Source organism: Paenibacillus agaridevorans (assembly GCF_003112455.1).
Taxonomy (GTDB): Bacteria; Bacillota; Bacilli; order Paenibacillales; family Paenibacillaceae; genus Pristimantibacillus; species Pristimantibacillus agaridevorans.
Map to the genome: position 1 here is coordinate 24,528 of NZ_BDQX01000208.1, position 18,772 is coordinate 43,299.

20 protein-coding genes are annotated in these 18,772 nt (G+C 52.7%); 12 read left to right on the plus strand and 8 right to left on the minus strand.

Annotated elements, in window-relative coordinates; genetic code table 11:
- The 4 genes from PAT3040_RS37215 to PAT3040_RS19505 all read left to right on the plus strand — a co-directional run.
- Positions 1–549 (plus strand): type 2 periplasmic-binding domain-containing protein (locus PAT3040_RS37215; protein WP_507763372.1); only part of this gene is annotated, 549 nt, incomplete at its 5' end.
- A 95-nt stretch (positions 550–644) separates the two neighbouring features.
- Positions 645–1,571, plus strand: a complete 927-nt coding sequence (locus PAT3040_RS19495; protein WP_108994031.1) for an ABC transporter permease — start codon at positions 645–647, stop codon at positions 1,569–1,571.
- Between the two features lie 11 nt (positions 1,572–1,582).
- On the plus strand, positions 1,583–2,464 hold the full coding sequence (locus PAT3040_RS19500; RefSeq protein WP_087567357.1) for a carbohydrate ABC transporter permease: 882 nt from the start codon (positions 1,583–1,585) through the stop codon (positions 2,462–2,464).
- Positions 2,465–2,583: 119 nt separating this feature from the next.
- Complete coding sequence (locus PAT3040_RS19505; RefSeq protein ID WP_108994032.1) at positions 2,584–2,820, plus strand: hypothetical protein; 237 nt, start codon at positions 2,584–2,586, stop codon at positions 2,818–2,820.
- A 128-nt stretch (positions 2,821–2,948) separates the two neighbouring features.
- On the opposite strand, the gene PAT3040_RS19510 is transcribed toward PAT3040_RS19505, so the two are convergent.
- Together PAT3040_RS19510 and PAT3040_RS19515 are read right to left on the minus strand one after the other, a co-directional pair.
- Complete coding sequence (locus PAT3040_RS19510) at positions 2,949–3,311, minus strand: YmaF family protein (RefSeq protein WP_108994033.1); 363 nt, start codon at positions 3,309–3,311, stop codon at positions 2,949–2,951.
- Positions 3,312–3,576: 265 nt separating this feature from the next.
- Positions 3,577–4,035, minus strand: a complete 459-nt coding sequence (locus tag PAT3040_RS19515) for a DUF3600 domain-containing protein (protein ID WP_181376728.1) — start codon at positions 4,033–4,035, stop codon at positions 3,577–3,579.
- A gap of 127 nt (positions 4,036–4,162) precedes the next feature.
- Here PAT3040_RS19515 and PAT3040_RS19520 point away from each other — a divergent pair, with 127 nt between their 5' ends.
- Complete coding sequence (locus PAT3040_RS19520) at positions 4,163–4,516, plus strand: beta-xylosidase family glycoside hydrolase (protein ID WP_258235067.1); 354 nt, start codon at positions 4,163–4,165, stop codon at positions 4,514–4,516.
- Between the two features lie 76 nt (positions 4,517–4,592).
- Here PAT3040_RS19520 and PAT3040_RS19525 read toward each other — a convergent pair whose 3' ends face one another.
- Complete coding sequence (locus tag PAT3040_RS19525; protein ID WP_108994036.1) at positions 4,593–5,426, minus strand: helix-turn-helix domain-containing protein; 834 nt, start codon at positions 5,424–5,426, stop codon at positions 4,593–4,595.
- Between the two features lie 169 nt (positions 5,427–5,595).
- Here PAT3040_RS19525 and PAT3040_RS19530 point away from each other — a divergent pair, with 169 nt between their 5' ends.
- The 4 genes from PAT3040_RS19530 to PAT3040_RS19550 all read left to right on the plus strand — a co-directional run bounded on the left by PAT3040_RS19530 (position 5,596) and on the right by PAT3040_RS19550 (position 11,185).
- A complete protein-coding gene (locus tag PAT3040_RS19530; protein ID WP_108994037.1) occupies positions 5,596–6,426 on the plus strand; it encodes a phytanoyl-CoA dioxygenase family protein in 831 nt (276 codons plus the stop codon).
- Between the two features lie 193 nt (positions 6,427–6,619).
- A complete protein-coding gene (locus PAT3040_RS19535; protein ID WP_108994038.1) occupies positions 6,620–7,408 on the plus strand; it encodes a nucleotidyltransferase domain-containing protein in 789 nt (262 codons plus the stop codon).
- A gap of 1,009 nt (positions 7,409–8,417) precedes the next feature.
- Complete coding sequence (locus tag PAT3040_RS19545; protein ID WP_108994039.1) at positions 8,418–9,842, plus strand: RtcB family protein; 1,425 nt, start codon at positions 8,418–8,420, stop codon at positions 9,840–9,842.
- Between the two features lie 26 nt (positions 9,843–9,868).
- On the plus strand, positions 9,869–11,185 hold the full coding sequence (locus PAT3040_RS19550; protein WP_108994061.1) for an AAA family ATPase: 1,317 nt from the start codon (positions 9,869–9,871) through the stop codon (positions 11,183–11,185).
- A gap of 224 nt (positions 11,186–11,409) precedes the next feature.
- Here PAT3040_RS19550 and PAT3040_RS19555 read toward each other — a convergent pair whose 3' ends face one another.
- Positions 11,410–12,297 (minus strand): LysR family transcriptional regulator, encoded by an 888-nt coding sequence (locus PAT3040_RS19555; RefSeq protein ID WP_087567344.1) that lies wholly within the window; start codon positions 12,295–12,297, stop codon positions 11,410–11,412.
- A 117-nt stretch (positions 12,298–12,414) separates the two neighbouring features.
- On the opposite strand from PAT3040_RS19555, the gene aroC reads away from it, so the two are divergent.
- Positions 12,415–13,470: a chorismate synthase gene (gene aroC / locus PAT3040_RS19560; protein ID WP_108994040.1), complete on the plus strand. Its 1,056-nt coding sequence runs from the start codon at positions 12,415–12,417 to the stop codon at positions 13,468–13,470.
- Between the two features lie 619 nt (positions 13,471–14,089).
- Here the strand turns inward: aroC and PAT3040_RS38790 are convergent.
- Positions 14,090–14,218: a hypothetical protein gene (locus PAT3040_RS38790; RefSeq protein ID WP_258235066.1), complete on the minus strand. Its 129-nt coding sequence runs from the start codon at positions 14,216–14,218 to the stop codon at positions 14,090–14,092.
- A 210-nt stretch (positions 14,219–14,428) separates the two neighbouring features.
- On the opposite strand from PAT3040_RS38790, the gene PAT3040_RS19565 reads away from it, so the two are divergent.
- Positions 14,429–14,689 (plus strand): hypothetical protein, encoded by a 261-nt coding sequence (locus PAT3040_RS19565; RefSeq protein WP_087567341.1) that lies wholly within the window; start codon positions 14,429–14,431, stop codon positions 14,687–14,689.
- On the opposite strand, the gene PAT3040_RS19570 is transcribed toward PAT3040_RS19565, so the two are convergent.
- From PAT3040_RS19570 to udk, 3 genes are all read right to left on the minus strand, one after another.
- A complete protein-coding gene (locus tag PAT3040_RS19570; RefSeq protein ID WP_108994042.1) occupies positions 14,658–16,616 on the minus strand; it encodes an alpha/beta fold hydrolase in 1,959 nt (652 codons plus the stop codon). The genes PAT3040_RS19565 and PAT3040_RS19570 overlap by 32 nt on opposite strands.
- 62 nt (positions 16,617–16,678) lie before the next feature.
- Entirely contained in the window at positions 16,679–17,299 is a 621-nt protein-coding gene (locus PAT3040_RS19575; protein ID WP_256975570.1) for a TetR/AcrR family transcriptional regulator, read from the minus strand.
- Between the two features lie 92 nt (positions 17,300–17,391).
- A complete protein-coding gene (gene udk / locus PAT3040_RS19580) occupies positions 17,392–18,009 on the minus strand; it encodes a uridine kinase (protein WP_108994043.1) in 618 nt (205 codons plus the stop codon).
- 172 nt (positions 18,010–18,181) lie between these two features.
- Between udk and PAT3040_RS19585 the strand changes: the two genes are divergently transcribed.
- Positions 18,182–18,736 (plus strand): glycerol-3-phosphate responsive antiterminator, encoded by a 555-nt coding sequence (locus PAT3040_RS19585; RefSeq protein ID WP_108994044.1) that lies wholly within the window; start codon positions 18,182–18,184, stop codon positions 18,734–18,736.
- Positions 18,737–18,772 lie beyond the last annotated feature (36 nt).

Genomic DNA, 18,772 nt, shown 5'->3' on the forward strand with positions numbered 1-18,772 from the left:
TTTAACGGACTCGGCGCGGCTATCTCCAAGTCGAACGAGCATCCGGTCGAAACAGTCAAGTGGCTGGATTACAAATACGGCGATGCAGGTTCGATGCTGTTCAACTTCGGAATCGAGGGCGTCAGCTACACGATGGAGAACGGCTATCCGACTTATACGGACGAAGTGATGAAAAATAAAGAAGGACTTGCCTTCGGCGTCGCTTTGACGAAATACGCCATTCCGTTCGGCGCGCCGATTGTGCAGGATAAGCGTTATATGGAGCAAAATGCCGCTCTTCCGCAACAGAAACACGCGCTGGAGGTGTGGACGCAGGCCGACAATAGCGGCTGGCTCCCGACCTTGTCGTTGACGACCGAGGAGGCGGCAAAGATCGCTTCCATTATGGCCGACGTTAGAACGTTCAATGACGAGATGTTCGACAAATTTGTTATGGGAGCGGAGCCGATCGAGAACTTTGACGCCTTCGTTGACAAGTTGAACGGGATGGGCGCGCAGGAAGCGATTCAAATTCAGCAGGCTGCTTACGATCGTTACCTGAAACGATAAAGACAAGCGGCAAAGCGGTTGGAGAAGGAGATCTCCTTCTCCGACCAAAGCCGTATGAACGCTTAGACCAAGTTTTCACATGGGAGAATAATGATATGAAAACAAAAATGCCTGTCATGCGCAAATTATCCAAGGATCTTGTCCGCAACAAGTACGTGTACATGATGCTGTTGCCCGTCGTTGCCTATTACTTTATTTTTTCTTATTTGCCCATGTACGGCTTGCAGATCGCCTTCAAGGACTTCGTGCCGACGAAGGGCATCTGGCACAGCGACTGGGCGGGCTTTAAACATTTTGTTGCGTTTTACGACAGCTATTATTTCTGGCGCATTCTGCGCAATACGCTTCTGCTCAGCTTCTACGAGCTGGTCTTTGGTTTTCCGGCGCCGATCGTACTGGCGCTTCTCCTGAACGAGCTGAGGCGCAAGATGTTCAAGAACGTCGTGCAATCCATTACTTATTTGCCTCATTTTATCTCGGTTGTCGTCGTTGCCGGCATGATGGTCGATTTCCTTGCGAGCGACGGCATTATTAACCAGATTGTTGCCTGGTTCGGCGGAACTCCCCTCTCGTATCTGCTTCAGCCCGAGTGGTTCCGTACCATCTATGTCTCCTCCGGCATTTGGCAAGGCGTCGGCTGGGGCTCGATCATCTATCTGGCCGCTATCGCCGGTATTGACCCGTCCCTGTATGAAGCGGCGCGAGTCGACGGCGCCGGCCGTTTCCGCCAACTGTTGAATATTACGCTTCCGGGCATCATGCCGACGATTATGATCCTGCTGCTGCTGCGGTTCGGACATCTCATGTCGGGCGGAAGCTTCGAAAAAATATTGCTGCTCTACAAGCCGACGACCTACGAAACGGCCGATGTCATCTCGACCTTCGTATACCGGCGCGGGCTGCTGCAATTCGACTACGGCTTCTCGGCGGCGATCGGTTTGATGAACAATATCGTCAACTTTGCGCTCCTGCTGACGGCCAATGCTCTTAGCCGCCGGTTTAGCGAACATAAATTATGGTAAGGAGGGCCAATATGCTCAATTCCCGATCGTTTGGCGAGCGGCTGTTTGACAGTCTGAACGCGCTTTTGATGATTGCGCTTATGGCCGTAACGTTGTACCCGTTTTTGTACGTATTGTTTGCTTCGTTCAGCTCGCCGGCGGAGCTGATGCAGCATCGCGGTCTGTTGCTTGCACCCGAGGGTTTCAGCTTGCAAGCTTATAAGCTTGTACTGGCCGACCCGATGATTGCGTCGGGTTACTTTAACACGTTGTTTTATGTCATTATCGGCACGGCGCTTAATATTTTATTGACCTCCTTCGCTGCGTACGGCCTATCGCGTCGGGGGACGCTGCTGGGCAATAAAGTGATGTTCGCCATCGTATTTACGATGTTTTTTTCCGGAGGACTGATCCCTCATTACCTCATTATTAAAAATTTGCATTTGTTCGACACGCGGTGGGTAATGATTCTTCCCACCGCGATCAGTACGTGGAATTTGCTTGTCATGCGGACCTCGTTCCAGCAGGTGCCAGTGGCGCTCGAGGAATCGGCCCGCATCGACGGAGCCAACGACTTTACCATCCTGTTCCGCATTTTTCTCCCGGTATCGTTGCCGATTTTGGCGGTCATGACGTTGTTCTACGGCGTGCAGCACTGGAACTCCTACCTGGATGCGATGATCTATTTGCGCGACCGCGAGCTGTATCCGCTACAGCTGATTTTGCAGGAGATTCTGATCGCCAACAGCACCGACCAGATGATGACGACAGTCAGCGACTTTGACAAGGGACTTGTGCAGGAAACGATCAAATACGCGACGATTATCGTCGCTACGGTGCCGATTTTGCTGTTGTACCCGTTTCTGCAACGTTATTTTGTGAAGGGAGTGATGCTGGGCGCGATCAAGGAGTAACGGCATAAGGCCACGGAGGGAAGACCGCCGGAGCAGGATCGGCAAGACAGGAGCAAGACCAACCTGAGCGGATCCTGCGGCGGATAATGTTGGTTATTTATGGAGAGGAGTGTTTGTTGATGGGAACATGGGGGCGTCTATGGCAGTGGGGCTGCAAGTTGGTGTTATGCGCAACACTTGCGATGCCTGCGGCGTACGCGGCTCCGGCTTTGACGGAGCGGGCCGGTGCATTCGAGGATACGAGCGCGATGAGCGACGAGGTGTTTTTCGGAGAGTGGGATGCCGGAGGGCAAGCTGAATTATGGGCATTCTGCTGGGCTGAAATGAAACAGCGACAGCCAAGGACAAGAAAATAAAGTCCTAGACTGTCGCTATTTTATTGAACTAACGTTTCCCGATAGCTGAACGCAATATTTAAGATCGTTTCTTCATGACCATTTGTTTCTTTCCGCTTTATCAACATTACTTTTTCAATATTTAATCATTAAACAAGAGGTGCTTGAATTAATGTAGAGAATTTAAATTGGTGAACATGACCATCATTTAATGTCGTTTGTCCTGTTACAAAATGTACATGTTTTCCATTTCCGACTGGAATAGCAGGTCCTGTTCGAATCTTTTTTAGTTTATGAAAATGGTTAAGGAAATCTGTGTTTGTAAGATCAATTTCATGGACATGACTTCTTCCTACTCGAATCGCTTGCCCAGTAACTCCTGCAAAGCGATGATTATGTCGATCATTGCCTTCTTCAGCCAGTTTCGTACTACCTTCAAATTCATGCACGTGCCGCTGTACCGTTTTAGAGGAACTAGTTTTCTTCCTTATTGCAGTTTTTTTTCTCTGCATTCGTTGCATGCCTCCTAATCAATAAGTGGCCTATAACTGATTATGTCACTCACAGCATCATATTAAGGCAAACAAATTTATGTGCTAGGCAAATATCAACGGATCTTATAATAATTTTTTTGTGATGCTGATTTCATTGACGTAATGCTGCCCGTTAGCTTAACGTCCAGCAGTACATCTGTACCCAATACTCTAGTTTGTGAAGATGTAAGAAGGAGCTGCCGCGGCAGCTCCTTCTTCGTTTGTATAGAGTCCTTGATACCCGTTAACTTAGATCCTTGTTAAGTTGATCGAAATAAGGCTGCATATCCTTAAGCAATTGTTTATACTCAAGGCCGAGTTCATTGCTAAGATTAATAGGATCCACAATTCCATTGTCACCGTGCTCCGCACCAATTGAGATCATACGCTTCATTAATTTCTCAAGCTTGGGGTAATCATTACCTAGTCCCTTTTCCCAACCAGCAAACTTTGCACTCAAGTTCAGATACTCTGTTTCAGTCACATAGTTTTTTACTGTTTCGAATGATCCGTATATTCGATCCGCATGAAGACTCGCTGAAACCGCAACCGCCCCATGGGTTACCGTCTTTACTTCTCCAGCGTTAATTGTGGTCTTCTCTTTGTAGATTAGATTTGGCCTATCTGATGAAGAATACACTCCCCATGCAAGTAATCCAACTGTAAGTATCAAAAGACTGTAGGTTAAATATTTCTTTCCCATTTGCTGCACCTCTAATTCAAAAATATATGATTTTCCTCTATATGCATATACTACCATACACTAAATCAGATCGATAGATCACCATATTATCCTGCCCGAGGGAGCTTAATGGGTCATTATCAGTCTAATACTTTATTTTTCAGTCCAACACTTTGTTTTCTTTGGACATCTCGACTGGCAATGGGTACGCGAGGAGCCGGACGACTGGAACCTGTCAGCCGTCCCTGGCAAGCTGCGGATAACAGCGGTCACGCAATCCGATATTTGGAAAACAAGCAATACGCAGACGAATCTGTTAGGCAAGACTTCGCCTTACGAGGATTTCGCGTTGACAACGGAGATGGCGTACGGTCCGCTTGCCAATTACCAGAGCGCGGGATTGCTGGCTTATGTGGATGACAACCATTATGTCAAGGTGGAGCGAGTCTATAACTCGGCGACGATGATCAGTAAATTACGAATCAGGTATATCGCTAACTGAAGGTAGAGAAAGTGGAGTGTCCTATCGATCAGGACGCTCCATTTGTCGTTAGTCGGCACGTTGTTTCTAAATCAAATCAATGTCTGCTGTTATCCGATTCTGTCCTCATTTTCCGGTATATCCGGGGAGAAAAGCCATAACGTTGCTTGAACATCTTCGAGAAGTGGAATTCGTCATAAAAGTTAAGAGCCAACGCAATTTCCTTGGAGGACAGATTCGTTGTCTCCAATGATGCTTTTGCCGAGGCGAGCTTAAGGTCGAGCATATACTGAGCGGGAGATTGTCCCGTCATTCCGCGGAATCGCGAAAAAAACGTCGTTCTGGTTAAGCCGCTTTCCGCAATGTAATCCTGGACACGGAACGGCTTATCGATGTTCTGGTGCATATGATAAAGAACGGTATCGAGCTCAGGATCGCGAGTAGTGTTTGTGATAGATTTTTCTCGGGCGAACAGAAGGAGCAATTCTTGAAGGAGAATGTTGACTGAATATACATAACCTACGGGCTTAACGATGAGAGTTTCGATTATTTTCTCGCAGAGTTTAACACTATCTGCAACTTTGGCGCTTGTCGTCACTTGCCCAATAGCAAGCTCAAGCTCCTTAATCATATCCGTTCCAACGAAGTCTATGAAATAAAATTTCCAATTGCCGTCTATGCAGCAATAAGAGCATGGCATATCCACGTCAGCGATAAAAAAAGTACCAGCATGCAATAGCCTTTTTTCGCCATTTAACGTTAGACTGCCAGTACCTTCTATCGTTACGAATAAACCGGGTTCGGAAAAACCATTCTGTTTCGCGACTTGATAAGATTCGTTTGCATGCACCTTCCAGATGGAATGGAAACGGCAAGGTAGTCGACTATCGCTTGGGGCTAATTCGTATGGAATGTTCATGATTTTATGCATAACGCTTCGATCCTCCGTTCTGGTCAATTATACATAAATACTGCTTGCGATTATAATATTTTGATATATTTATGTACTATTTTACATGTAATGAATACGTTTCTCCATGGTTTCGCGTTTGCGGAATCATTATACTTTGGTCATAAATAACAAGGGAGAGTGTTACGTTATGATGGTCAAAGTCGGCAGCAGAGAGCTTGAATTAGGGGGCCCGCATCTGACTGAACTGAGAAGCTCGAACGATTTGCTTCACGATATCGATGCCCTAAGAAACAGAATGCAAGAAGACGGTTACCTCTTGCTTAGAGGTTTCCATGACCGGGAACAAGTTATGAAAGCACGTCAACGCATTCTGGAGAAAATGGACCGGATGGGCAAACTGGAGCGGGATACGTTGCTGGAAGACGGGGTAATGGCGGACGGTAGCAAAACGATATTTTTCGGCGGGACAAACGAGGATCTTCCGGAGTTGCTTAGCGTACTTAACGGCGATCATGTTATGCGATTCTTCGATGAGCTGCTTGGCGAACAATCGATGACCTACCACTATAAATGGTTGCGCGCGGTCGGGAAAGGCGATTATACCGGTGCCCATTACGATATCGTATACATGGGAAGAGGGACACACAACTTGTACACCGTCTGGTCTCCGCTCGGCGATATCAACTATGCGATGGGAGGGCTCGCGATTTGCCTTGACTCTCACAATTTCGCAGAGCTTAAACGTTCCTACGGCTCCAAGGACTCGGACAGGGACAATATCGGGTTTGGACACTATACAGACGATCCTCTTGTCGTCACAGAAAAATTCGGAGGCAAATGGGCGACAACAGAATATAAAGCCGGAGACGTATTAATTTTCGGAATGTTCCTTATGCATTGTTCACTGGAAAATACGACTAATCAATACCGGCTAAGCGTCGACACGAGATACCAGTCCGTTAACGAGAAAGTAGACGAGCGTTGGAGCGGTAAAAAACCTCGCGGGCATCACAAATAAAAGCATTTCTGAACAGCGCTTGAGTACTCAGCCTGCAGATCAAGAGATTTGCAGGTTTTTTGTTGTTGGAATGGGCTGCCGAATGAGATGTCGCCATATTTCCGCCATGTTCATCTAGTCAGTTTTTGAAGAAAATGGAGGAAGCCGAGTAGCTGGAAAGGCAAAGGCAAGGGCAAAGGGAGGAGCGGCAAACATGACCGAGATCAAAAAGGAAGTCATTCAAGAAGAGCTGAAACGATTGGAGCTTGAGGAGAACGTTCGCATTCTCTATGCCTGCGAATCGGGGAGCCGGGCGTGGGGATTTCCGTCCAAGGATAGCGATTACGATGTCCGATTTATCTATATAAGGCCGGTGGAGTGGTATTTGTCCGTCTTCGAACGTCGCGACGTGATCGAGCGGCCAATCAGCGACATGCTGGACATTAGCGGATGGGATCTGCGCAAGGCGCTCGGATTGCTGCGAAAGTCCAATCCTCCGCTGCTGGAGTGGCTGCAGTCGCCTATCAAGTATGGCGAACATTATAGCTCGGCAGAGCGGATACGGCGTCTGGCGTCCAAAGCCTTTTCACCCAAGTCGTGCATGTTCCATTACTTGAATATGGCAAGAGGCAACTTCCGCGAATATTTGCAAGGCGACGTCGTTCGCATCAAAAAATATTTCTACGTGCTGCGGCCGGTGCTGGCTTGCGAGTGGATCGTCAAATTCGGAGAGATGCCGCCGCTGGAATTCCATCGGCTAGTGGAGGAGATCGTGCCGGAGGGAAGCGAGCTTCATGCCGTTATTCAGGAGCTTCTCGCTCGAAAGATGCGCGGCGAAGAATTGGACCGAGAGCCTCGTATCGATGTCCTTCATGATTATTTGGATTCTAAGCTCATCATGCTGGAGGTGATGGCCCGTGCCGCCGAATTGCCTGCTGACCCGATACGGATGGAACGGTTGGATGAGGTTTTTCGCGATACGTTGGCCGAGGCGTGGAGGTAAAGTTCGGTACTAAACCGTTTATTCCTTTGAACTTGAACCTCGGCAGGAGTAAGATGGATTTACTATATGGAGAAGGGAGGCCGATGGCCGTGATCGATACGACGACAAAACGCAAGCAAGCTGCGGCACAATATCATACGCTTATTGTCCATCGGCCTCTACGGGCCTGATCTGAGAAAGAATTCGCGACATTTGTCTCCCTTGCAGAGCGGAGCGGTGAAGCGTTTGTCTTGATGCACAGTTCAACCGTGAGCCCTCGGGCTTGCGGTTTTTTTCTTGGGGGAGCCTGCCGGACCCGCAGGGTGGGAATGAGTGTGAAATCACTGCGCCAGAACTCCCGCAGAAGTCTAACGGGATTCAGCCCCATGACAGTAACGTATGAAAAAAACAAGGCGGGCATGCGCGAAAGCATAGGTGCTAGGACTAGAACCAACACCAGAACTAACGCCAGCGCCAGTACCAGCACCAGCACCAGCACCAACACCAGCACCAACACTAGCACCAACACTAGCACCAGAACCAGCACCAGCACTAGCACCAGAACTAGCACCAGCACAGCACCAGCACAGCACCAGAACTAGCACCAGCACAGCACCAGCACAGAACCAGAACCAGAACCAGCACCAGCACTAGGGGGAGAATGCGATAGACGCTGCATACCATCCCGTTGACGTACATTTGGATGTCGTAGGCACGAATAGAGGGAAAAGCTCCTCCTAATCTTGCGCCAATCCATGGATTTGGGACAATAGCTGGAAAATCTCCCTCTAATTATCGTGAAATCGGCCGGAGGACTCGTAATTACGCAATATTGAGGGAACATTTCCCTTTAATTTGATGCAGAGACCCTAGGGGATCGAAATAGAGGGAGGTTTTCCCTTAATTTATGTTTGTAAGTCGGCCTAGCCGAATCTAAAAGCCGGATACCGCGCCCCTGGTGCAAAGCAGGTCGGCGCCGCCGATCAATTCCACGTCAAGAAACCAATGAAAAATAAAGGAGTACCAACATATGAGCACACAACAAACTTATTACAGACGAGTGGATCTGCCCGCCGGGGATCTTCATGTCTACGCCAGCGACCCGCTGTTCCACGGAATGGGGCACAAGGTCCTCGAGATGGCGAACAACAATTTGCAAATCCCGAATATCCGCTTCATGAGCTATACGCCGGACGCCCATGTCGGCGTCGGGACCTGCATCGGGACGACGGCGGTATGGGGGATGGAGAACGGATTCGTCTCGCCTTCCATAGTGGGCAGCGATATCGGCTGCGGCATGCGCGTCCACCTGACGAACATCCGCGAGGAAGAGCTTCGCGACGTTCGGCTGAGGCGCAAGCTGGTAAAAGCGATCGAACGGCTCATCCCGGTGGAGAACCACGCGAGGGGCTTCTTCTCCGATATCCGGCTGGAGCATGTGCTGCGCAAAGGGCTGCACGGTCTCCCGGGCAAATACGTGCCGGATGCCTACACGCCCAAGAAAGCGACTTCGCTTACGCATGTCGAGAGCAGCGGCTTCCGCTTCGACGAAGCCGAGCTCGACCGGCTACCGGAACATGTATGGCATCGCGCCCATAGACAGTTGGGAACGCTGGGCGGCGGCAACCATTTTGTGGAGATTCAATCTCTTCGCATCCATGAAGACAACCGCGATATTGCAAACCGCTGGGGGCTTGAGGACGGCATGGTCGTCGTCATGATCCACTCCGGCTCCCGGGCATGGGGCGGCTCCGTCAACCAGTATTGCGGCTCCGAGGTAGCGAAGACGATGAGCCGCGCGGGACTCGGCACGGCAGACCCGAAGCTGCAGTTCGCGCCGCTGGACAGCGGGGCCGGGTACGCGTACGTAAACCTGATGTATTCCGCGCTTAACTTCGCCATTGTAAATCGCCATCTCATGGCTTTCGCGGTCCGCGAGGCATTTAAGGAGACGCTGGGCAAGGCTGCCGAGCTTCGCACGTTATACGATCTGATGCATAACTACGCCTGCGAAGAGGGGGAAGGGGAGTCCGCCTACTTCGTCCACCGCAAGGGAGCGACCAAGTCGCTGCCCGCAGGCCATCCCGGCAACCCCGCGCCGTATTTGGAGACGGGACATCCCGCCCTTATCCCGGGTTCCATGGGGACGGCCTCCTATCTTATGGTCGGTGCCCCTGGCGGCGCGGCCAACTACCATTCTATCTGCCATGGAGCAGGCAGAATACGGTCGCGCAACGCGACGAAGCAGCTTGTCACGGTCGACGAATTCGCCCGTTCCATGCGCGTCGGCGAAGAAGACGAGATCGTGGTGAACCATCGCGGGCTGGAGGCTATTCTGGACGAATCCCCGCAAGCGTACAAGAACGTTGATGAAATCGTGGACAGCGTAGTCGGAGCGGGTCTGGCATCCGTTGTCGCGAGATGCCGCCCCATGGCGACGATTAAAGGCATTTAACATAAAGGTGATGAACAATGAACAAGATGAACATCGTATTCAAAAACGAAGCGAAAACCGAAACACCATTCATCGTGCGGTCCGCGGATGCCAAAGATAGAGGCGCGGCTATCGGCGGGAGGCATAACTACTTCAACTATGTGGCCATGATGGAGCGGATCATGGTCAATCTGACGGAACGTTGGGATGCAGAGCCCAAGCTCTATTACCAGGATGAGAACAACGACGTCTGGGATGCGCTCTGCGAGGACATCCGCAGCGGCTACGAAGGGCTTCGGCATGTTGCCAGTCTGTACGATCTGGTAGAGACGAGCCAATTCCAGTTCGAGTCGGAGCCGGACCGGCGGCTGTCGGGCTACGAGATTCGTCCGTCCGCTCGCAACAACCTTTTCGTCTATGACAAGTTTCGTGTGGCCTTTGCCCGAATTCCGAGAGAGACGCAGTACGGGCTTGGCAACGAGGATATTATTTTCGCGGAGAATGATGAGGGGCTTGGAGCGTTCCTCGCCGATATGCGCAAGCGCCAGCTGGAGTGCAGGAAGCTGATCTTGTTTAGCGATACGCGCGACGGATTGGAGCAGGAGCGGATGAACCCCAAGGGCGAGGTGACGCGCGACGACGTATTTATGGAGGAGTCGCTCAAGACGCAAATTTACCGCTCGGTGGACGAATTTTTCAGTAATGAGGGACTGTTCTTCCAAGAGTATGGCATTCCGTATAAAAGGGGCATTTTGCTCTACGGTAAACCCGGCAACGGCAAAACGACGCTCGTCCGTTCGATCTCGGCTACCGTCGACGCGCCTGTCGCGTATTGGCAAATTACGGAGTATACGAACAGCGAGTCCATCGCCGAAGTGTTCGCGGCCGCGGCCCGCATGGCTCCGATGGTGCTCGTCATCGAGGATCTGGACTCCATGCCGGAGTCCTGCCGATCGTATTTCCTGAACACGCTGGACGGCGCCGCTTCCAAGGAAGGCGTCTTCCTGATCGGAACCACCAACTACCCGGAGAAGATCGATCCCGCTCTTATGAACCGGGCAGGTCGCTTCGACCGGGCATACGAGGTGAAGCTGCCGGACAAACGACTGCGTCTTGCCTATCTGACGCGCAAAGGCCTGGGCAGATTCGCCGCCGAGGACCAGATCGCCGATATCGCCCGCCGTACGGAGGGCTTTACCTTCGCGCAGCTTGGCGAGCTCTACGTGTCCGCGGCCCTGCAACGCCAGTACGAAGGGGAAGCGGATCTGGAACGACTAGTCGAAGAGATGAAGTCGGACTACGCCAAGAGCCGCAGCGGCGACTGGATGGCCGCGGAAAAGTCCCGCTCCATGGGATTTTTGTAAACTTCGAAAAGCCGGCCTCCATGCCAGGCAAAGCTGTCTGCCGTGAATGAGAGAATCGCTGGGCTGCTGCGGAAGACGCTACTGCCAACCTCCATGCCTGGCCGAGTTGTCTCCCAGGAACGCGAGAAGCGCTGGTCTTCTGCGGAAGACGCTACTGCCTGCCTCCATGCCGGGCAGAGCTGTCTCAGCGGAACTCTAGTCTCACTGGAACGCTACGGAAGACACTACTGCTGTGCTCTCAGCAGGTCACGGAAGGACTCCGCCGCGATGGAGAGGGGGGCCTGCTTTCTGGCGGCAATGCCAATCTGCCGATCCGGCAGCGGGACCTCCGTGCGAAGCTCCAGGAGCGATCTCCGGGAGATGCCGGAGGCGATGAAGGCTCTGGGCAGGAACGTTACGCCATATCCCCGTTCCGCGAACTCGGCCAGCATGTCCAAGCTGCTTAATTCGAAATCGGCTTTGGCCTCCATGCCTTGTGATTGGAACCATCGCTCAACGTATTTGCGCGTTGAGCTTCCGGTGGAAAGCAGCAATAGAGGAAGCTTAGTAAGTTGTTCCGCCGATAAAGGCCGGTCCGCGTATTCCTCGAAGGCCGTTCCTGCCACGACGCAGTATGGGGAGATGCGCGATGCGACGATCTCGATCTCGTCGTCCGAGACCGGAAGATGGACGAAGCCGAGATCCAGCTCTCCTTTCTTTAGCCGATCGACAATACTGCTGGATTGATCCTGGATAAGCTGGATGTGGATATCCGGATAACGGTCTTGGAACGCATCCAGCGCCGGGAGCACGCTATCCCGAATAATGGCTCCGTTCGCGCCAATGCGCACGATCCCTTCATGCAATTGACGGAGATTGTTCATATGCCGTTCGGCGGCTCCCAGCTCCTCGAAGGCAAGTCGAACATGCCGATACAGCACCTTGCCCTCCTCGGTCAACTGCACGCCTTTAGGCAATCGATTAAACAGGGTAACGCCTAGCGTTTCTTCCAACTGCTTGATCGCGTAGCTGACGGAAGGCTGCGTCATATGAAGCTGCTGGGCGGCTTTGGTTAAATTCGAGGCTTCGGCGGCATACAGGAAGATGCGATACCACTCCGTATGAGACACCATTGACATCAACCCTCTCTATGACAGGATTCAAATATTGTAATTTCATTTATTCCAAGTATACCTCTAAAATGAAGAAGAGAACACTCGGACGATGAAAAAAAGAGGGAGGCTTGCGTTATGGCGGGCAGCACATTCGGGGAACGATTGAAGATGACGACATTTGGTGAATCGCATGGACTGGAGGTGGGGGTCATCGTAGACGGCGTCACGCCTGGGGTCGAGCTGGACGAGGCCTATATTCAGGTGCAGATGGACCGCAGAAGGCCCGGCCAATCCTCCGTAACGACGCCTCGGAAGGAATATGACAAAATTCGGATCGTATCGGGCATATTCGAAGGGCGTACGACGGGCACGCCGCTATGCATCATCTTGAACAATACGGATATGAAGCCATCGGCATACGACGATATTAAGTCATTGTACAGACCGGGGCATGCGGATTACACATACGATCAGAAGTATGGCATTCGGGATTACCGGGGCAGCGGAAGAGCTTCGGGCAGGGAGACGGCAGCCCGCGTGGCGGCAGGCGCCGTGGCGCGCAAGCTGCTGGAGAAGCGGAACGTATCCGTTCTCGCCTATACGAAGGAGATCGGCGGCATCCGCTGCGAAACGTTCGATCCCGATACGATCGAGCGGAATGCGGTGCGGGCATGCGATCCCGTGGCGGCCGAGCGCATGATTAAACACATCGAAGAATTGGCTCTGGAGGGCGACAGCTGCGGAGGCATCGTCGAATGCAGAATCAGCGGCGTGGCGGCAGGACTTGGCGAGCCGGTATTCGACAAGCTGGACGCGGAGCTCGCTAAGGCGATGCTGTCGATCGGCGCCATCAAAGGCATCGAGTTCGGAACGGGATTCCAGGCGGCCACTATGCGGGGCAGCGAGCATAACGACGAGATGGGCGCGGACGGCTTCAAAACGAACCATGCCGGCGGCATCATCGGCGGCATCAGTACGGGTGCGGACATCGTGTTCCGCGTTGTCGTCAAACCCACCTCTTCCATCTCCAAGCCCCAGATGACGGTGGATGTGGAAGGAAACGAGAAGCCGATCACGACGATCGGCAGACATGATCCCAGCATTTGCCCTCGTGTTGTACCGGTTATCGAGGCGATGGTCTGCATGGTTATCGAGGACCATTATAAGCGGCAGGCCGCTTTGCTGGATTAATTTGTTGCTGAACGGATATGCGCCTAGCGCTTTTGCGTCTAGCGCCTCGTGCTTGGTGAATCGAGCGTCTAATACCTAGCGTCTAGCGTTTTGCGCTTCACACCTCGCAGCTCGAGTCTAGCGCCTTGCACCTCGTGCTTTTGCACGCCCTGCTCCTCACGCCTTGCGTTGCCTAACGGCAGCCGGGGCGTTTTTTGGCTGCAACGAAAAGGCTATTTGGCTAAAACCATCTGTTACGATAACGCGATTAGCGATAACAATTGTACGAAAATACACAAATATAGCCCAGTATGAGTTAGAATTTCGTAAATTTGTGCAAATATACATAAATATTGGTTTGAAGGACTTCAAAGAAACGATGTAGATCGAAGATTTGTGTATATTCGTACAAATTGCGGCCCGGGGGCGGTAATGATCAGAAAAATTGAGTAAAAATGCACAATTAATGGTGAGGGTACCCGGAGTTCAGGTCATACAAGATGTTCAGGTCATACCCGGTGTTAGGGTCACACACGGCATTAAGGTCACATACGGTGTTCAGACCATACAGCGTGTTCAGATCATACCTGGTGTTCAAGCCACACACGGTATTAAGTTCATACAATGTTGCGATCCTGCATCAGCGGATTCCAATCAGGAATAGTTCCAGCAGCGCCGGAATGCCATGAAGCACGTACGCAATGATGGAGACGCTGCGCACGCTGATGCAGCTGACATCGATCGGTCTAGCGTTCCTTACCTGCAGCAATCCGGTGTAACTTCCCAGGTTCACCAAATTGAAATATAATCCAATTTTTAAACTTGAATTCCAAAGTATACCATCGTATTTTGTCGGAATTGTAGTTAGAATCTTGTCAGAAAGAATTGCGTTTCGACTACGCGCTTCGACACCCCTCTGCGATCAAGCTCGCTATACTAGTCATAGAGATTATTACTCAAGATGACGGAGGGGCGCTATTTGGACAAAAAATCGCTTAGAAAGAGGACGGCCTGGTTCATCCACATAGAAATCGATCGGGTTGTTGCCAATTTAAAAAACGGGGTCGTTGGCAAGGAGCATGCGCTCGGGAGCCTCAATACGTTGCATCAGATGGCCTCTACACTTAAGGACATCGATTCTATGCAGCATGTATGCAAAGTGATGAACCGCATTATCGATTCGGCGCATACGACTGGTGCTTTCTACTTCACGGAGTATCGGAGAGAAGCACGGGGTTGATGGAATTTCCCCGATCCGCCAATTGGTCTTCGATCCAAGCCGCCGTCTCTAACGGACGGGAGATGGGAAATTGATGACCGAAAGGCAACGTATCCACACGGCATCCCTGCAAGGCGTGCGGTATCCGCCATACGGCATCCGCTTCACCCCACAGAATGGCCGCTTTGTTCCGTACTGAAGCCGACAGCATCGGCAAGTAAACGTCCGCGCGCGTCAGTTGCCTGGCAATTTCCGCCGTCGTCGACAACACTCTGGGAGAAGCCAGCTCCTCCCGGACGTAACGAACATAGTCCTCCGGCACATTCTCGCTCATGGCGAAGGTGCCGGATTTTTTGAGCTGTTTGGAGATCAGGCGAAACGAGCCGCGCCTGAACAAGCGGGCGCTCAGCTTCGGGAAACGATACGCGGCCTTGCGTACGGGATGAAGCGCAGGCTGGAGCAGAAGCAGCTTGCGAACGGCGCCGGGCACGCTCTCCGTCGCTTTCGCCGCAATCAAACCGCCAAAGGAATGGCCGATCAGCACGACAGGTTCGTCGAAGCTTCGCAGCAGGCGCGCAAGACCTTCGACATACCCTTCTATGACCGAAGGATGACGATGGTAAGGCGCGCGCCCAAGGCCGGGAAGCTCAAGGATCTGCTTAGGCCCGTCATGCTTGATGGCTCTGGCAAGCGGCAGCAGTTGCTCCGCCGCGCTGTAGATGCCGTGAACGAATACGAGCGGCATGGGTTGACCGGTCGTCGGTAGCCGCGAAGGCTGATTAGCGGAAGGGAGGTTCCCCTCTCCCGAAATAACCTCAGCCGTAATGCCCGCAGCCGGATGAATCCCATCCTGCAAGGCCAGCAGCGTCATCCCCTCGTGGACATGAAGCGTCGCATCACCGGAAAGCTTGCGGCCCGGATGGCTAAGCCGATAGTCGAGATCGGCGACGACGCGGCGGAGCGCCTCTTGGTTGACGGCAAGACCTCGCAGCACGCGTTCCTTGGATGTCGTCGTAAATTCTTTCCGCACGATGAAGTTCATCGACTCGGAGGGGATGCCAAGCAGTCGGTTCCCGCCCCATGACAACAGCCGCTTTATCAAGACGGGAGGAGCCGCGGCGAGCGGAGGTTTCACCCTAAGCTCCCGGGCGATAAGCCCCGTCAGCTCCGGCATGGAAAGGCTATCTCTCTTATCATCCAACAAGTAAAAGGTATCGCTGACGGCAGGTCTCTTTGCGACGAGACTTGCGATGAACGCCGCCGTATGATCGACATGGACCATGGGCAGCCAATGATCCGTCCCGCCAGGAGACAGGGGCATCGCTCCTTTGCGAACGGCATCGACGAGAATGCCGAGTCCGCCCGTCTGCTCGGTCTCGCCGGTGACCGAATGGCCGACGACGACGCTGGGATTGACGGTGGACAAGGTTATTTCAAGCGGTCGCAGAGCCTTACGAATGTAGGAATCGGCCTCGAACTTCATGATCTCGTAAGGCGGTGCGTGGCTGACGGCGCCGGACAGATCCGTCAGCGCGTTGCTCTCGTCGTATGGACTCATGAATCCGACGACGTGAACGAAGTGGCGCAGCTTGCCTTCCCTGACAAGGCTCTCCGCAAGTCCGGCCGCTTCCCGGGCCGCGCCGCGGAACACGATCTCGGCCTCGGCCAGATCCAGCCCGATATTCATCGGACCGCCTGCATGAACGAACGTGTCGCAAGCCAGCAATTGCCCGATGTTCTCCGTGGAGAGGCCCAGCTTCGGCAAGGTTAAGTCGCCGACCATTGGCAAGACGGTCTGATCTCTATCCGTCATCCGCAGCTCTTCCAGCACAGTCTCGAACTTCGATAGGGAGCGCACAAGCGCATAGACGCCATGGCCCTCCGCAGCCAGTCTCTTCAGGAGAGGTTTGCCTATAAATCCCGTTCCGCCGGTCAAAAATACGTTCATGTGTCATCCGTCCCATCGATTTGAATTTATAGTACTAATAGGTACTAATTCGATTAAAAAAATTACTTTAGCAAAAGCGCTAAAGCAGGCAATACATCCTTCAGCATTCCGTTCATGCCGGTGCTCTGGGCGACAAACAACCCACCTTCGATCGTCGAGACGATCATCGCGGCGGTTGCTTGCGCAGGCAGATCCTTGCGCAATTCGCCCCGACTTATTCCGTCCGTCAGCAGGGCTTCCAGACTTTCCAGCTGCATGGAGAAAAAACGCCGGAATTTCTCTTTAGCCGCGGGGTATTCGCCAGCCGTCTGGACGTACAGCGTCAAGAAGGGACATCCGCCGAGATAGTTGTTATTTTCGTTCTCCAAGGATAAAGCGGAGATGACCCTCTCAAGCTTGTCGTAGACGGACGCCCCCTCTTCCGACAGAATAGCGGCCAGCCTTCGCTCGTAGTGTGACGTTAAGCCGTCCACGATCGTGAGCAGAAGCTCCTCCTTGCTCTTGAAATAATAATAAATATTCGTCTTGGAGACATGGCTGTAGGCGACGATGTCATCCATGCTGGTGACCGTTACGCCCCGCGTGAGGAAGAGATGCGACGCGGCTTCCAGAGCGACGTCGCGATTGGAGTTCGTTCGTTTTGTTGGTGTCATAATGGTACTATACGGTACTAATATCATCATGTCAATTCATGATGCCGGTTGCGTCCCGAAAAAGCGTACGAAAGCGGCGGGCGAGTCGCATGACCCGCGGCCTTGTCTGCAAGGTCGTTCATTTAAGCTTCGTTGAGCACGTTCTCCATAAGCGCGGAGAGAAGCTGGATGCCAACCTGATTATGCCCGCCTTCGGGGATGATGAGGTCGGCGTATTTTTTGGACGGCTCGATAAAGGCTTCATGCATCGGTTTTACCGTCTCCAGATATTGGTCGTAAATGGACTGTATGCTGCGGCCGCGTTCCTGGATATCCCGCAGCACCCTGCGTAAAATGCGGACGTCCGGGTCGGTATCGACGAACACTTTGATATCGAGCAGATCCCGCACATGTTGGTCGGCCAGCACGAGCAGCCCTTCCAGCACAACGATCCGATTCGGCTTGAGCTCCAGCGTTTCGGTCTCGGAGCGGGCGTGACGGGAGAAGTCGTAGACCGGCGCGACGGCCCGACGTCCCTCGCGCAGAAGCTTGAGATCGCGAATAAGCAATTCGTTGTCGAAGGCCAGCGGGTGATCGTAATTGAGGCGCTCGCGTTCTTCGAGGATAAGCTCTGGGAAATTTTTATAATAATTGTCCTGCGAGATGAATGTGACTTTGTCTGCGCCGATCCGGTCGATGACGGAACGCGCGACGGTTGTTTTGCCGGAGCCAGTGCCTCCTGCGATACCGATCATTAACATGGGCGAAGCTTCACCCTCCTAGTCTTGGATGCGTTTGAGATCACCGTATTGTAGCATATGACAGCCCCTATTTCACCATGCGGAGAACAGCTGGAGTAAATTTGCTATTTGCGCTTGGACCGCACTTCGTATTACCTTAGTGTGTAGGATGACTGATCGGGAGGTGGCGGGTATGCCGCTGTTGACGAAGGAGCAGAGCTTGCTTCCGGCGGCTCGCAAGGCGAAGGAAGTAGAGGCGATTATCTCGTCGCCCTATACGTACATGGTGCTGCTGGGCGGGCATCTGGGACATGTTCAAGGACTTGTCGATCTGGCCAGAGCCGGTGGCAAAAAAGTGCTTCTGCACGCCGATCTCATCGACGGCCTTAAGAATGACGAATACGCGGCGGAGTATCTATGCCAGACGATTCGCCCGGCAGGGCTTATCTCGACGCGCGCGGGCGTGATCGCCCGGACGAAGCAAGCAGGGCTTATCGCCGTACAGAGGCTGTTCCTGCTGGATTCGGATGCGCTGGAGAAGAGCTGCAAGCTGCTGGAGAAGACGCAGCCCGATTACGTCGAGGTGCTGCCGGGACTAATGCCCGAGATTATCGCGGAGGTGAAGGAGCGGACCGGGATCCCCGTCATCGCGGGCGGACTGATCCGCACCAAGGAGCATGTGCGGCAGGCGCTGGCGGCGGGCGCCGCTGCGATTACGACGTCGCGGAGCGAGCTTTGGCGGGAATAGGACCGCAGTATGGAATTCGGTTTATGGTTTGTGATC

Excerpts from the sequence above, each read along its gene's own strand:
- PAT3040_RS19495 (WP_108994031.1), top strand. The coding sequence starts at position 645 with ATGAAAACAAAAATGCCTGTCATGCGCAAATTATCCAAGGATCTTGTC.
- PAT3040_RS19500 (WP_087567357.1), top strand. The coding sequence starts at position 1,583 with ATGCTCAATTCCCGATCGTTTGGCGAGCGGCTGTTTGACAGTCTGAAC.
- PAT3040_RS19505 (WP_108994032.1), top strand. The coding sequence starts at position 2,584 with ATGGGAACATGGGGGCGTCTATGGCAGTGGGGCTGCAAGTTGGTGTTA.
- PAT3040_RS19510 (WP_108994033.1), bottom strand. The coding sequence starts at position 3,311 with ATGCAGAGAAAAAAAACTGCAATAAGGAAGAAAACTAGTTCCTCTAAA.
- PAT3040_RS19515 (WP_181376728.1), bottom strand. The coding sequence starts at position 4,035 with ATGGGAAAGAAATATTTAACCTACAGTCTTTTGATACTTACAGTTGGA.
- PAT3040_RS19525 (WP_108994036.1), bottom strand. The coding sequence starts at position 5,426 with ATGCATAAAATCATGAACATTCCATACGAATTAGCCCCAAGCGATAGT.
- PAT3040_RS19530 (WP_108994037.1), top strand. The coding sequence starts at position 5,596 with ATGATGGTCAAAGTCGGCAGCAGAGAGCTTGAATTAGGGGGCCCGCAT.
- PAT3040_RS19535 (WP_108994038.1), top strand. The coding sequence starts at position 6,620 with ATGACCGAGATCAAAAAGGAAGTCATTCAAGAAGAGCTGAAACGATTG.
- PAT3040_RS19545 (WP_108994039.1), top strand. The coding sequence starts at position 8,418 with ATGAGCACACAACAAACTTATTACAGACGAGTGGATCTGCCCGCCGGG.
- PAT3040_RS19550 (WP_108994061.1), top strand. The coding sequence starts at position 9,869 with ATGAACATCGTATTCAAAAACGAAGCGAAAACCGAAACACCATTCATC.
- PAT3040_RS19555 (WP_087567344.1), bottom strand. The coding sequence starts at position 12,297 with ATGGTGTCTCATACGGAGTGGTATCGCATCTTCCTGTATGCCGCCGAA.
- aroC (WP_108994040.1), top strand. The coding sequence starts at position 12,415 with ATGGCGGGCAGCACATTCGGGGAACGATTGAAGATGACGACATTTGGT.
- PAT3040_RS19570 (WP_108994042.1), bottom strand. The coding sequence starts at position 16,616 with ATGAACGTATTTTTGACCGGCGGAACGGGATTTATAGGCAAACCTCTC.
- PAT3040_RS19575 (WP_256975570.1), bottom strand. The coding sequence starts at position 17,299 with ATGATGATATTAGTACCGTATAGTACCATTATGACACCAACAAAACGA.
- udk (WP_108994043.1), bottom strand. The coding sequence starts at position 18,009 with ATGTTAATGATCGGTATCGCAGGAGGCACTGGCTCCGGCAAAACAACC.
- PAT3040_RS19585 (WP_108994044.1), top strand. The coding sequence starts at position 18,182 with ATGCCGCTGTTGACGAAGGAGCAGAGCTTGCTTCCGGCGGCTCGCAAG.